At 63.8% G+C, this 13,380-nt stretch carries 12 protein-coding genes; 5 read left to right on the forward strand and 7 right to left on the reverse strand.

Going from position 1 to position 13,380, the window contains the following annotated elements; all coding sequences use genetic code 11:
- The first annotated feature begins 222 nt into the window (after positions 1-222).
- The gene (gene metK / locus C8J98_RS00960; RefSeq protein ID WP_107910052.1) at positions 223-1,443 is read left to right on the forward strand and encodes a methionine adenosyltransferase; all 1,221 of its coding nucleotides are present in this window, start codon (positions 223-225) and stop codon (positions 1,441-1,443) included.
- 133 nt (positions 1,444-1,576) lie between these two features.
- Here metK and C8J98_RS00965 read toward each other — a convergent pair whose 3' ends face one another.
- Positions 1,577-1,942, reverse strand: coding sequence for a YcxB family protein (locus C8J98_RS00965; protein WP_107910053.1), 366 nt, complete (start codon positions 1,940-1,942; stop codon positions 1,577-1,579).
- Positions 1,943-2,058: 116 nt separating this feature from the next.
- Between C8J98_RS00965 and C8J98_RS00970 the strand changes: the two genes are divergently transcribed.
- Together C8J98_RS00970 and C8J98_RS00975 are read left to right on the forward strand one after the other, a co-directional pair.
- Complete coding sequence (locus C8J98_RS00970) at positions 2,059-2,994, forward strand: alpha/beta hydrolase (RefSeq protein WP_107910055.1); 936 nt, start codon at positions 2,059-2,061, stop codon at positions 2,992-2,994.
- A gap of 102 nt (positions 2,995-3,096) precedes the next feature.
- Entirely contained in the window at positions 3,097-3,624 is a 528-nt protein-coding gene (locus tag C8J98_RS00975; RefSeq protein WP_107910057.1) for a DUF4142 domain-containing protein, read from the forward strand.
- A gap of 81 nt (positions 3,625-3,705) precedes the next feature.
- Here the strand turns inward: C8J98_RS00975 and C8J98_RS00980 are convergent, their stop codons facing one another.
- The 6 genes from C8J98_RS00980 to xylA form a co-directional block, all read right to left on the reverse strand.
- On the reverse strand, positions 3,706-4,083 hold the full coding sequence (locus C8J98_RS00980) for a TIGR03067 domain-containing protein (protein WP_107910059.1): 378 nt from the start codon (positions 4,081-4,083) through the stop codon (positions 3,706-3,708).
- Between the two features lie 146 nt (positions 4,084-4,229).
- Positions 4,230-5,375, reverse strand: a complete 1,146-nt coding sequence (locus C8J98_RS00985; protein WP_107910061.1) for a sugar ABC transporter permease — start codon at positions 5,373-5,375, stop codon at positions 4,230-4,232.
- A gap of 39 nt (positions 5,376-5,414) precedes the next feature.
- Positions 5,415-6,962, reverse strand: a complete 1,548-nt coding sequence (locus tag C8J98_RS00990) for a xylose ABC transporter ATP-binding protein (protein WP_107910063.1) — start codon at positions 6,960-6,962, stop codon at positions 5,415-5,417.
- Between the two features lie 71 nt (positions 6,963-7,033).
- Entirely contained in the window at positions 7,034-8,047 is a 1,014-nt protein-coding gene (xylF, locus tag C8J98_RS00995; protein ID WP_107910065.1) for a D-xylose ABC transporter substrate-binding protein, read from the reverse strand.
- A 29-nt stretch (positions 8,048-8,076) separates the two neighbouring features.
- A complete protein-coding gene (gene xylB / locus C8J98_RS01000; protein WP_343125711.1) occupies positions 8,077-9,582 on the reverse strand; it encodes a xylulokinase in 1,506 nt (501 codons plus the stop codon).
- A 13-nt stretch (positions 9,583-9,595) separates the two neighbouring features.
- Positions 9,596-10,912: a xylose isomerase gene (gene xylA, locus C8J98_RS01005; RefSeq protein WP_107910067.1), complete on the reverse strand. Its 1,317-nt coding sequence runs from the start codon at positions 10,910-10,912 to the stop codon at positions 9,596-9,598.
- A gap of 115 nt (positions 10,913-11,027) precedes the next feature.
- Here xylA and C8J98_RS01010 point away from each other — a divergent pair, with 115 nt between their 5' ends.
- Complete coding sequence (locus C8J98_RS01010) at positions 11,028-12,245, forward strand: XylR family transcriptional regulator (RefSeq protein ID WP_233260065.1); 1,218 nt, start codon at positions 11,028-11,030, stop codon at positions 12,243-12,245.
- Positions 12,246-12,272: 27 nt separating this feature from the next.
- Positions 12,273-13,316 carry an aldose epimerase family protein gene (locus C8J98_RS01015; RefSeq protein WP_107910071.1) on the forward strand — a complete coding sequence of 348 codons (1,044 nt, stop codon included), beginning with the start codon at positions 12,273-12,275 and terminating at the stop codon, positions 13,314-13,316.
- Positions 13,317-13,380: the final 64 nt, after the last annotated feature.

A 13,380-nucleotide genomic window follows, 5' to 3' on the forward strand; every position in this document is an offset into this window, starting at 1 on the left:
GGAGCCCGGAGCCCGGCTTCCGCCGGGTATCGCGGCTGAAGCGGCTCCCACACTTAATGCCTGAGGTCAGCCTGGCGCAGGGCAACCCTGCCCCGGGAGCCTGAACATCCATGCAATCGTCACCCCCCGGGCGTACCCTTCCCCCTGCAAACCCGGCAAAGGCCGTGTATCATGGCGCGCCCCATTCATCTCTTTATCCGTAAAGAAGGATATATACCCTCGATGAGCAACTTCCTCTTCACCTCCGAGTCGGTCTCCGAAGGCCATCCGGACAAAATCGCCGACCAGATCTCGGACGCCGTTCTGGACGCCATCCTGGCCCAGGATCCGCGTGCCCGCGTGGCCTGCGAGACGCTGGTGAAGACCGGCGTTGCCATCGTCGCGGGTGAAATCACCACCAGTGCGTGGATCGACCTCGAAGCGCTCACCCGCAAGGTCATCCTCGACATCGGCTACAACTCGTCGGAAGTCGGCTTCGACGGCGAGACCTGCGGCGTGCTGAACCTCATCGGCAAGCAGTCCCCGGACATCAACCAGGGCGTGGACCGCAAGAAGCCGGAAGAACAGGGCGCTGGCGACCAGGGCCTGATGTTCGGCTACGCAACGAACGAGACCAGCGAATACATGCCGGCGGCGATCCACTACGCCCATCGCCTCGTCGAGCAGCAGACCAAGGTCCGCAAGAAGAAGAACTCGCCGCTGCCGTGGCTGCGCCCGGACGCGAAGAGCCAGGTCACCCTGCGCTACGAGGATGGCGTAGCCGTTGCCATCGACGCCGTCGTGCTCTCGACCCAGCACGATCCGGACGTGAAGCAGAAGGACCTCATCGAAGGCGTGCGCGAGCTGATCCTCAAGCCCGTGCTGCCGGCGAAGCTGCTGCACAAGGGCACCAAGTTCCACATCAACCCGACCGGCAAGTTCGTCATCGGTGGCCCGGTGGGCGATTGCGGCCTGACCGGCCGCAAGATCATCGTCGACACCTACGGCGGCTGGGCCCGTCACGGCGGTGGCGCGTTCTCGGGCAAGGATCCGTCCAAGGTCGACCGTTCGGCTGCTTATGCCGCGCGTTACGTCGCCAAGAACATCGTCGCGGCCGGCCTTGCCGACCGTTGCGAAATCCAGGTCAGCTACGCCATCGGCGTCGCCGAGCCGACCTCGATCTCGGTGACCACCTTCGGCACCGGCAAGATTGCCGACGAGAAGATCGAGAAGCTGATCCGCAAGCACTTCGACCTGCGCCCGTTCGGCATCATCAAGATGCTCGACCTCGTGCACCCGATGTACCAGCAGACCGCTTCGAACGGTCACTTCGGTCGCAAGCCCTACGATGTCACCGACAAGAACGGCAACACGTTCACGGCGTTCTCGTGGGAGAAGACGGACAAGGCCGAGATCCTGCGCGATGCCGCCGGCCTCGGCGTGAAGGCTGCTCGCAGCAAGTAAGCGATTTGCACGACGCAAGAAAAAAGGGGCGCCTCAGGGCGCCCCTTTTTGTTGCCCCTTCTCGCTACACCGCTACCCTGTAGGAGCCGATTCATCGGCGATAGGGTCCTCGCGACAAACGCACAAACCACGCTCAGCCCGACACCCGCGACGCAGCAAACCAGCTCCTGACATCGGCAACTACCGCCGCGCGGTGCGACCCGTCGACAAAAGCCCGCTGCGGAACAACCATCGCATTCCCATTGTCGCCGACGATGAGCAATCCCTCCGGCGTCTCTGCAAGACCGCGGATCTCCTTCCAGGGCTTCGACCCTGACTTGCTTCCAATCGTGCTGGACCATCCCTCCGGAGTCAGCTGCAGCATCCGCTCCTGCGGCTTGAACATGAGCTGGGGAAATGCCGCGAGGCAGGCAACGACGATGGGCAGCAAGATGACAAACCACAAAGCGATCGACGCACGATGTCCATGGTCGTCATAAGCCCCCTCAACAGACAGCATCGTACCCGGCGCTAGCCCGCGACCACCAGATCGCCCGTGGAAGCCACTTACCCACGGATGTGATGGACGAATCATCACCTGTGGCACAGTGCGGTAAATCCGTCTGGAGCAGCCCCATGGTTCGCTTTTTATGCGCCGCGATAGTTCTTGCTGCACTTAGCCTTCCAGCGATAGCCGATGTCAGGCCGTTTCCGGCTTCCTTCCGTGTCCAGGACATCCATACCGACGGTGCCACCATCCATGTCCGCGTTGGCGGCAAAGGTCCGGCCGTCGTGCTGCTGCACGGCTTCGGCGATACCGGCGACATGTGGGCGCCGCTTGCCGGCAACCTGGCCCAGGACCACACCGTCGTCGTACCCGATCTCAGGGGCATGGGCCTGTCGTCGCATCCGGACGGTGGCTACGACAAGAAGACCCAGGCGGGGGACATACGCGCGGTCCTTAGCCAGCTTGGCATCGACCGTGCCGTGGTCGTCGGCCATGATATCGGCACCATGGTGGCCTATGCGTACGCAGCCCGTTACCCGGACAAGACGGTGCGCCTGGTCGTGATGGATGCGCCCGTCCCCGGCATCCCTCCCTGGGACCAGATCGTGCGCTCGCCTCTTCTTTGGCACTTCGATTTCGGCGGTCCGGACATGGAGCGCCTGGTCGCGGGGCGCGAGCGAATCTACCTGGATCGATTCTGGAACGAGTTTGCCGGGGACCCCAGCAAGATCGACGAGGGCACGCGACAGCACTATGCCGACATCTATGCCCGCCCGGGCGCGATGCACTCAGCGTTCGCCCAGTTCCGCGCTATTCGCCAGGATGCCGACATCAACCAGGCTTCGTTGGCCACCAAACTGACCATGCCTGTGCTCGCCATCGGCGGAGAGAAGTCGTTTGGGGCTAACGAGGCCCTCGTCATGCGCAATGCCGCGGGGAACGTCACGGGTCTGGTCATTCCCGGCGCAGGCCATTGGCTGATGGAAGAAGCGACGGACACCACGGTAGCCGCCATACGGAGTTTCGTCGACGGTAAGCCGGTCGTCGGAGCGATGGTGCCGTGAACTGAGGGCCCGTGAGGGCCGACATTTCAAGGCACCACCTTATGGTCACAGCCATTTCATGGCCCGGGTGCGACATCTGAGGCTCGTCTACGGAGAGCCACCATGTCACGCACCCTGCCCCGCCTCATGGCCACTGCCTTCCTCGTCGCCGCCATGCCCATGGCCGCGTTCGCCCAGCACACCGACTCCAAGGGTGGCACGCCGACCGACGCCGGCTTCGTCACCAACGCCAGCGGTGCGGGCGCTGCTGAGATCGAGGCCGGACAGCTGGCCGAGACCAACGCCGGCTCGGACAAGGTGAAGGCCTTTGCCCGGCAGATCGTCGCCGATCACACCAAGGCGGGCGAGGAACTAAAGAGCCTCGCCGCGGGTGACCGCGGATACGCGCTCGCCGATTCGCCGCCGCCGGCGAGCCAGAAAGACATCAACGCGCTGAAGATGCTCAACGGGGCGGCATTCGACAAGGAGTTTGCCAAGGTGATGGTGGCCGATCACCAGAAGGCTGTTGCGATGTTCGAGGTGGAAGCGGAGAAGGGCTCGAACAAGGAGCTGCAGGCGTTTGCCACGAAGACGCTGCCTACGCTGAAGGAGCATTTGAAGATGGCGCGGGCTTTGAACGGCGGAAAGTGATCGCGGGCACCCATCGCCGCTGAAGCGGCTCCCACATAAAGCAGACTCTGCTCGGTGTGGGAGCCGCTTCAGCGGCGATAGCTACGGAGCGTTACGCCGAACGAAGCCACGCAATGTCAGCCCCGGCGAGGTCACGAATTCAACCGGCCGCGGCATGCCTTCGTCCGCCGCGACGAAGACGAACGAATCACCGTCCAGTTCGTAGATCGCCGGCAACAGCTTGCCCGTGTCATCGCCCATGCTGTCGATCCAGGTGATCGAACGCGGCGTGGTGGTCGGGTCGAAGATGAAGCGCCCTGCGAGCAGCAATTCGCCCGTGGGCAGGTGGACGGCGAAGGTATCGCCTTCGATGGTGGTGATCGCGCCGTTGCCGCCGTGGACATCCGGGGGATCGATGACGCCGTTCTCTTCGAAACGGGTTTGGGTCCAGGTGCCCTGGAGGCGTTGAAGGTCGTCCATGGTATTTCCTGATGGTTTTGGCCAGTACCCATTCGCCGATGAATCGGCTCCCACAAAAAAACCGGCTCCCACAATGAGAGGGACTCGCTCTGTGTGGGAGCCGATTCATCGGCGATGCTTTGGGTAAGCGGCGATGCCCGACGCAATCAACCGTTGCGGTTGGAGCCGGAAAGTACGTCGACCCACACGGCGAGGACGAGGATCACGCCCTTGATGATCATCTGCCAGGAGTTGTCGACGTCCATCAACTGCATGCCGTTGTCGAGGCTGGCCATGACCAGCGCGCCGATGAGCGCGCCGTAGACCGTACCCGACCCACCGCGCATGGAGGTGCCGCCGATGAAGCAGGCCGAGATCGCGTCGAGCTCGCCGCCGGTACCGGCGGAGGGCGACCCCGAACCGGTACGTGCCACGGTGATGATGCCGGCGAAGGCGCACATCAGGCCCATGATCGCGAACACGACGAGTTTGACGCGTGCCACGTTCACGCCGGAAAGGCGCGTGGCTTCCATGTTGCCGCCCACCGCGTAGATGTGACGGCCGAACACGGTCTGCGTGGAGACGTAGGTGAACACGGCAAGCAGGCCGAGCAGGATCATCACCGGAATGGGAATGCCGTTGGCGTCGTTGAGCATGCGCACGAAGCCGAAGATGAACGCACCGATCGCCACGATCTTCGCCACGTCGATCCACACGGCGGCTTGCTGCAAACCAAGCTTGGTGCGGCGCACGCGACGGCGCGCGGTCAGGGCGACCATGGCCAGGAAGATCAGCCCGCCGATCCATCTCGACACGTCAGGCGGGACGAAGCCCTGCCCGATCGCGATGAGATTGTCCGGCGCGGGAGCGATGGTGGAGCTGCCAGTGATGAAGAGCACGATGCCGCGAAAGGCGAGCATGCCGCCCAGGCCGACGATGAATGACGGCACGCGCATCTTGGTGACGATGTAGCCGTTGACCGCGCCGATCAGCAGGCCGAGCACCAGCACCGCCCCGATGGCGGTCCACGTGCCCCAGCCCTGGTTCACGGTGAGGATGGCGACCACGCCGCCAAGCAGACCAAGTTGCGAGCCGATCGACAGATCGATTTCGCCGGCAATGATGACGAAGACCATGCCGCAGGCGAGCATGCCGGTGATCGCCATCTGTCGGAACAGATTAGACAGATTGCCCGGTGTGACGAAGGCCGCATCGGTCTTGATGTGGAAGAACACCCAGATGATCGCGACGGCGATGAGCAGCGCGAGGATCTTGTAACGGACGAACAGTTGCTGGATTTGCTGCGACTGCATGGAGGAGCTTCCCTGGTAACGCGTGAAAAGGTTTGAGGATCAGGCCGCGTGTGCGGGCCCCTCGGCGGCATGCGAAATAGCGGCGGCGAGCACCTGCTCCTGCGTCAGGCCGACATTCTTGAAGTCGCCACGCAGCTTACCCTCGCCGACGACCAGGACGCGATCGCTCACGCCGAGCACCTCGGGCATTTCCGAGGACACCATGATGATCGCGACGCCCTTGGCGGCCAGCTCGAACATGAGTTTATAGATGTCGTACTTGGAGCCGACATCGACGCCGCGGGTGGGCTCGTCGAGGATCAGCACCTTGGGACCGGGCAGCAGCATCTTGGTCAGCACCGCCTTCTGCTGGTTGCCACCGGACAGGCCCATGATGGCGAGCTCCGGGCTTGCTGTCTTGACGCGCAGCCGCTTGATCTCGGCTTCGACCACCTGCAGCTCGGCCTGACGATCGATCTGGCCCGCGTGCGCGTAATGCGACAGCGTGGCGAGCGTGATGTTGTCGCCCACACCAAGCAACGGGACGATGCCCTGGCGCTTGCGGTCTTCCGGTACAAGCGAGAGGCCGGCCTTGATCGCCTGCTCGGGGCTCTTGATCTTGATCGACTTGCCTTCGAGGACGAGTTCGGCCTCGTAACGACCCGGATAGGCGCCGAAGATCGCGGAGACGAGCTCGGTACGGCCGGCGCCCACGAGACCGGCGATGCCGAGGATTTCACCCCGCCGAAGCTGGAAGGAAATATCGTCCACACGCTTGCGGTTCGGGTTGGCGAGGTCCCAGCAGGTGACGTGCCTGGCTTCGAAGATCACCTCACCAATGTCGTGGTCCACCTTCGGGAACAGGTTCTCGATATCCCGGCCGACCATCGCGGTGATGATCGAATGCGTGGTCATCTCGCTCATCGGTTTGGTGACGATGTGCTTGCCGTCCCGGATCACGGTGACGGTATCGCAGACGCGCGCCACTTCCTCGAGCTTGTGCGAGATGTACACGCAAGCCACACCATCATGCTTGAGGTCCTCGATGATCGCCAACAGCGTGTCGGTCTCGGAGGAAGTCAGCGATGAGGAGGGCTCGTCGAGGATGAGCAGACGTGCATTCTTGGCCAGCGCCTTGGCGATCTCGAACAGCTGCTGGTAGCCGCCGCCGTAGTTCATCACAGGTGCCGCGACGTTGACGTCCTTCAGCTTGAGCCGGGCGAGCAATGCATCGGCTTTCGCATACATCGCGTCGTAATCCATCACACCGCCGAACTTGCGGATCTCGTTGCCGAGAAAAATATTCTCGGCAACGGAGAGCTGCGGAACCAGCATCAGCTCCTGGTGGATGATGACAATGCCGGCCGCCTCGCTGTCACGCACGGATGCCGCGCGCAGGGGCTTGCCGTCAAAAAGAATCTCGCCTTCCCAGGTACCGTAGGGATACACACCGGACAGGACTTTCATCAGGGTCGACTTGCCGGCGCCATTCTCACCGCACAGGCCGACGCACTCGCCCGGCCGGACAGCCAGGTCGATGCCATTGAGCGCGCGCACGCCGGAAAATTCCTTGACGATGTTGCGCATCTCGAACAGGTATTCGCTCACCAATATTTCCTTTAGCAGGGCGACGCCCCGCCGTGAGGCGGGGGCGTCGCCGATCTTACGCTAACACTAGCTTACGGGCCGACCTGGGCCTGCGTGTAGAAACCGTCCTTCACCACGAGGTCGACGTTCTGCTTGGTCAGCAGGGTCGGGGTGAGCAGGATGGTGTTGATGTCGCCCTTGCCGTTGTTCATCTTGGAGGTGAACTGCGGCGTCTTACCCTGGGCAAGGTCGATCGCCAGGTTGGCGGCATCGGTGGCGATCGTCTTGATCGGCTTGTAGACCGTCATCGTCTGCGTGCCAGCCTTGATGCGCTTGATCGCGGCCAGATCGGCATCCTGGCCCGACACGGCGACCTTACCGGCCAGCTTCTGGCCGGTAAGCGCGGCGATGGCGCCGCCGGCCGTGCCGTCGTTCGAGGCAACGATGCCCTGGATGTTGTTCTTGTTCGCGGTGAGCGCGTTCTCGATGATCGACTGGGCGTTCGAGGCGAGCCACTCGTTGGTCCATTGCTGGCCGACGATTTTGATGTCGCCCTTGTCGACCAGCGGCTTGAGGACCTTCATCTGGCCTTCGCGGAGGATCTTGGCGTTGTTGTCGGTCGGGGCGCCGCCGAGCAGGAAGTAATTGCCCTTCGGTGCGGCATTGACCACGCCCTGAGCCTGCATCTGGCCGACCTTGTCGTTGTCGAACGAGATGTAGGCGTCGACGTCGGCGTTGAGGATCAGGCGATCGTACGAAATCACCTTGATACCTGCCTTCTTCGCCTCGTTGACGACCGTGGTCAGCGTCTTGGCGTTGAACGGCACGATGACGATGACGTCGACCTTGCGGGCGATCAGACCTTCGATCTGCGAGATCTGCTTCTGCTCGTTGGCATCGGCCGACTGAACCGAGATGGTGCCACCCTTGGCTTCGACGGCGGCCTTGAAGTAGTCGCGGTCCTTGGTCCAGCGCTCGACGCGCAGATCGTCGATGGAGAAGCCAATGACCGGCTTTTCCTTGCTGGCATGCGCCTGCGGAGCGGCGAATACGCCTGCGGCGACCATCGATACGGCGAGGACCGTGTATAGAGCCTTCTGCTTCATGCTTATCTCCGTGCTTTATGGAACGCCCGTCAGGAAGGGCGGAAATCGTCGCCGCGAACGGCGTCGGTAGTCAGGGACTTCAACTGTTCGTAGGTACGGCGGAACAGAGGGTGGCGCGTTTGCAGGAAATAAGCATGACGCGCTGCATCGGGCTCGTAGGTCGCCGTCACGGCAGGCATCGGACAGACCTGTTCCAGCGTGGCCTGCGGGTCCACGGCGAGGCGGGCCAGACGCGCCGCGCCGAGCGCCGGACCGACTTCACCTCCGCTGCGCAGGACCAGGCGCTTGCCGAGGATGTCGGCCAGCATGCGGATCCAGTAGGCGCTGCGTGAACCACCGCCGATAACCGTGATCTCTTCGGCAACCAGGCCGGTGGATTCCACCGCGAGCAACCCATCCAGAAGGCCGAGGCCAACGCCTTCAAGCGTGGCATTGGCCAGATCGGCGCGATCGGTGTCCGGACCCAGGCCGGTGAAGGAACCGCGTGCGTGGGCGTCGTTGTGCGGCGTGCGTTCCCCCGTGAGGTACGGCAGGAATATCGGACCGTCGGGCTTGAGGCCACGGGCTTCGGCCTCGGCGAGCAGGGCCGGTACGTCTTTCTGGCCGGTCAGGCGAGCGGTGAAATCCAGGCAGCTGGCGGCATTGAGCATGACCGACATGAGATGCCAGGTATCGGGCAAGGCATGGCAGAAGCTATGCACGGCCTGCTCCGGACTCGAGCGAAAGCCATCGGAGACCGCGAAGTAAACGCCGGACGTGCCCAGCGACAGCATGGCTTGTCCGTCACGGACGATGCCGACTCCGACCGCCCCCGCCGCGTTGTCACCACCGCCGGCCGCCACCGGCACCGTATCCATGCCCCAGCGCTCGGCCAGCTCCTTGCGCAACCGACCGGCGGGCTGGCTGCCTTCGAACACCTGCGGCATGTGCGACCGGTCGAGTCCCGTGGCCGCGAGCATGGCATCGCTCCACTGGCGTTTTGCAACGTCCAGCCAGAGTGTGCCGGCAGCGTCCGAGGCGTCGGTCATGTATTCGCCGGTGAGCAGGAGGCGAAGGTAGTCCTTCGGCAGCAGCACCTTGGCGACGCGGCTGAACACCTCCGGCTCGTGCTTGCGTACCCAGGCCAGCTTAGGCGCGGTGAACCCGGGCATGGCGAGGTTGCCGGTGATCTCGCGGAAACCGGGCACCTTCTCCAGCTCCGCGCATTCGACGTCCGAGCGGCCGTCGTTCCAGAGGATGGCTGGCCGCAGGATGTTGTCGGACTTGTCGAGCAGCGTCGCTCCGTGCATCTGCCCCGAGAGGCCGATGCCCGCCACGCGGCGGGCATCGGTTCCCTTGAGAACATCCGCAACAGCGGCCTCGGTCGCCGCCCACCAGGTCGCGGGGTCCTGTTCGGACCAACGCGCCCTGGGATGCGAGACCTCGAGCGGACTGGTGGCGCTGGCGCGCACCTCTCCCGCGTCGTCGACGAGCACCGCCTTGACGGAGGAGGTGCCGAGATCGATACCGAGGTACATGCGTGCCGAAGCGTCCATGTCGGGTTTCATATCACCCATAGATATAGCGGTTCACGATGTTTTCCAGCAACTCCTGGCCGCCCGAAACATGCTTCGGATGGATGTCGCGGGAGATTGCCTCGTCCGAAAGCGAAGCCAGCGTGAAGCCACCTTGCAGGATCTTGCTACCGAAGTCCGCGTCCCAGCCGGCGTAACGCTTTGCCTTGAAGTCGGCCAGCGCATCGCGCTCGATCATCTTCGCCGCCCGCTCCAGGCTGAGCGCCAGCGCGTCGATGGCACCAATGTGACCGTGGAAGAGGTCTTCCGGCGCGCTGCTCTGGCGGCGGACCTTGGTGTCGAAGTTGTAGCCACCCGTGGTGAAACCGCCGGCCTTGAGGATCTCGTAGGTGACCAGGGTCAGCTCTTCGACGCTGTTCGGGAACTGGTCGGTGTCCCAACCGTTCTGCGGATCGCCGCGGTTGGCATCGATCGAGCCGAACAGGCCCAGCGCGATCGACGTGGCGACCTCATGCTGGAACGAGTGGCCGGCGAGCGTGGCGTGGTTGGCCTCGAGATTGGTCCTGACCTCGTTCTCGAGACCGAAGTCCTTGAGGAAGCCGTAGACCGTGGCGCTGTCGTAGTCGTACTGGTGCTTGGTCGGCTCCTGCGGCTTGGGCTCGATCAGGATCGTGCCCTTGAAGCCGAGCTTGTGCTTGTGCTCCACCACCATCTGGAAGAAACGGCCGAGCTGGTTGCGCTCGCGCTTGAGATCCGTGTTGAGCAGGGTTTCGTAGCCTTCACGGCCACCCCAGAGAACATAATTCGCGCCGCCGAGGCGATGCGTGGCTTCCATGGCGTGACGCACCTGGGTCGCCGCATAGGCGAACACTTCCGGCTGCGGGTTGGTGGCCGCGCCGGCGGCATAGCGCGGGTTGCTGAATACGTTGGCCGTGCCCCAGAGCAGCTTCACACCGGTCTCGGCCTGCTTCTTCTCGAGCACGTCGACCATGGCGGCGAAATTGTTCTTGTACTCGGCCAGGTTCGCGCCTTCCGGGGACACGTCGGTGTCATGGAAGGTGTAGAACGGCGTGCCCAGGCGGCTGAAAAAATCGAACGCCGCGTCGGCCTTTTCGCGGGCCTTTTCCATCGGGTCGCCGGCGGTGTGCCACGGGCGGTCGAAGGTGCCGGCGCCGAACACGTCCGAACCCGGCCAGACGAAGGTATGCCAGTAGCAAACGGCCAGACGCAGGTGCTCGGCCATGCTCTTGCCCAGAACCTGCTTGCCGGCATCGTAGTGGTGGAATGCCAGCGGATTGTTCGAGCCGGCGCCTTCGAAGGCGATCTTGGGGATGTTGGAAAAGTACGACATAACAATTCCTTGACGAACGTGGGGACGAATTCCAACGATGCTGACGAGCAGGGGGTATGCGGCGCAATTGCGATTTCCCTCGCCGTTCCCGTTGTTTTCTTTGCCGCGGTGCGTCATGACCCGTTTAACGCGTGGCGTGGTAATTTCCCCGGCCATGGCACCCCATCGCATCGCCCTTCTATTCAACGCGAACAAGGTTTATGACCGCCAGGTCATCGCCGGCATTGGGCATTACCTCAACAGCACCCGCGTCGAGTGGGATCTCTTCATGGAAGAAGATTTCCGCAGCCGCATGCGCGACATCAGCCAGTTCCGCGGCGACGGCGTCATCGCCGACTTCGACGATCCCGAAGCGCCCGAGGCGCTGAGCGGGCTGCATATCCCCGTGGTGGCCATCGGCGGCTCCTACCACGACCCGGCGAACTACCCGGCCGAAGTGCCCTATATCGCCACCGACAACGCGCGGCTGATTCGCCTCGCCTACGACCACCTGATCGAGCAGGGGCTCACCCGGTTCGCCTTCTACGGCCTGCCGCCGCATCCCACCAGCCGCTGGGCCCACGAACGCGAGCACGCGTTCCGCGCCATCGTGGATGAGGAGTCGGTGGAAGGCATGGTCTACCAGGGCTCGCCGACCAGTGCCGGCGGTTGGGGGCAGGCCGTCGAGGAACTGGTGACCTGGCTGGCCGAACTGCCCAAGCCGATCGGCATCGTCGCCGTGACCGATGCGCGCGCCCGCCAGTTGCTGCAGGCCTGTGTGATGGGCGGCATCGCGGTCCCGGAACAGATCGCCATCGTCGGCATCGACAACGATCCGATGGCCCAGCTGCTCACCCGCATTCCGCTCACCTCGGTCATCCAGGGCGCGGAGGAAATGGGACGCACGGCCGCTCACCTTCTGCACCAGATGCTGCGCGGCATGGATTGCGCCGGCACGCGTGTGCTGGTGCCGCCGGTCGGCATCAACGTGCAGGCGTCGAGCAAGTTCCATCCGATACGCAGCCCGCACGTGATGCGCGCCAGCCACTACATTCGCCAGTACGGTTGCCTCGGCATCAAGACCGAACAGGTGGCCGATTACGTCGGCGTGTCGCGCACGGTGCTCGAAGAACACTTCAAACGCGAGCTCAAGCAGACCGTGCACCAGGTGATTCTCACGCACAAGCTCGACACCGCGTGCGACCTCATCGCCAACTCGGATGTACCGCTCGCCGACATCGCGCTGCGCTGCGGCTTCACCTCACTGCAATACATGTATGCGGTATTCCGGCGCGAGTACGACTGTACGCCACGCCAATACCTCGACCTCCATCGCAAGACGGCGGCAACCTGATCGTTGCCCGCAGGGACCGCACCATCCATGCCTGTATCCAATGCCACCGCCTGGGGCCAGTTTCCCGACGGCCGACCGCTCCACCGCTGGACCCTGCGCAACGCACGCGATGCGCAGATCGACATCACCGATCTCGGTGGCACCCTGCTCTCCTGGCAGTCGCCCGATCGCCAGGGTCGCGTGGGCGAGGTATTGCTCGGCCATGCCACGGCGCAGCAGTACATCGAATCGAACGCGTACATGGGCGCCATCGTCGGCCGCTGGGCGAACCGCATTCGCGGCGGCCGTTTTCGACTCGATGGCATTGACTACAAGGTGGATCGCAACGATGGTGGCAACCACCTGCACGGTGGACACTACGGCTTCCATTTGCAGCGCTGGGATGTGGAACCGGACGGCGAGTCGCTGGTGATGCGCCTGGTCTCACCTGAAGGCGACGGCGGCTTTCCCGGCGAGGTGCATGTGGAACTCCGCTACCGGTTCGACGACGACGGCACGCTGGACCTGCAATACAAAGCAACCTCCGATGCGCCGACCCCGCTGAGTCTTACCGCACATCCCTATTTCAATCTCAACGACCGCCGTCCGGATGTCCGCGATCACGTGATCCGGATCGACGCGGACGAGTTCCTTGCCATCGATGCGGGGGCGATTCCCGTCGGCCGCCAGCATGTGGCGGGCACGGCGTTCGATTTTCGCGACGCGGCGCCGATAGGCTCGCGGCTGCACTGGCCCGATCCGCAACTGCGCCTGGTCGGCGGTTTCGACCACTGTTATATCCCGCGCGGGCCGACGGGTTCGGCGCTGCGACCGGTCGCCGTCATTACCGAACCATCCAGCGGCCGTCGCCTGAGTGTCGAGACCGACCGGCCGGGACTGCAGTTCTACAGCGGGCAGAAGCTCACCGGCCAGCCCAGCCGCGGCGAAGATCCCTACGGCCCGTTCGCCGGCTTTGCGCTCGAGGCTCAGGCCTTCCCCGACCAGATCAACGGCCCCGAGGCCGAAGGCGCGATCCTGCGACCCGGTGTCACGTGGCGCCAGCACACGCGCTACAGGGTGGATACCGCCTGATCATGGCGGCCCCGCCTGGGGACCCGGCTCTCCGTGGGAGCCGATTCATCGGCGATGGGTGCTC

Origin of the sequence: Luteibacter sp. OK325, from assembly GCF_003050935.1 — a bacterium.
In the GTDB taxonomy this organism is placed as follows: Bacteria; Pseudomonadota; Gammaproteobacteria; order Xanthomonadales; family Rhodanobacteraceae; genus Luteibacter.

Excerpts from the sequence above, each read along its gene's own strand:
- C8J98_RS00975 (WP_107910057.1), top strand. The coding sequence starts at position 3,097 with ATGTCACGCACCCTGCCCCGCCTCATGGCCACTGCCTTCCTCGTCGCC.
- C8J98_RS00970 (WP_107910055.1), top strand. The coding sequence starts at position 2,059 with ATGGTTCGCTTTTTATGCGCCGCGATAGTTCTTGCTGCACTTAGCCTT.
- C8J98_RS00965 (WP_107910053.1), bottom strand. The coding sequence starts at position 1,942 with ATGCTGTCTGTTGAGGGGGCTTATGACGACCATGGACATCGTGCGTCG.
- C8J98_RS01015 (WP_107910071.1), top strand. The coding sequence starts at position 12,273 with ATGCCTGTATCCAATGCCACCGCCTGGGGCCAGTTTCCCGACGGCCGA.
- C8J98_RS00980 (WP_107910059.1), bottom strand. The coding sequence starts at position 4,083 with ATGGACGACCTTCAACGCCTCCAGGGCACCTGGACCCAAACCCGTTTC.
- C8J98_RS00985 (WP_107910061.1), bottom strand. The coding sequence starts at position 5,375 with ATGCAGTCGCAGCAAATCCAGCAACTGTTCGTCCGTTACAAGATCCTC.
- C8J98_RS01010 (WP_233260065.1), top strand. The coding sequence starts at position 11,028 with ATGACCCGTTTAACGCGTGGCGTGGTAATTTCCCCGGCCATGGCACCC.
- metK (WP_107910052.1), top strand. The coding sequence starts at position 223 with ATGAGCAACTTCCTCTTCACCTCCGAGTCGGTCTCCGAAGGCCATCCG.
- xylB (WP_343125711.1), bottom strand. The coding sequence starts at position 9,582 with ATGGACGCTTCGGCACGCATGTACCTCGGTATCGATCTCGGCACCTCC.
- xylF (WP_107910065.1), bottom strand. The coding sequence starts at position 8,047 with ATGAAGCAGAAGGCTCTATACACGGTCCTCGCCGTATCGATGGTCGCC.
- xylA (WP_107910067.1), bottom strand. The coding sequence starts at position 10,912 with ATGTCGTACTTTTCCAACATCCCCAAGATCGCCTTCGAAGGCGCCGGC.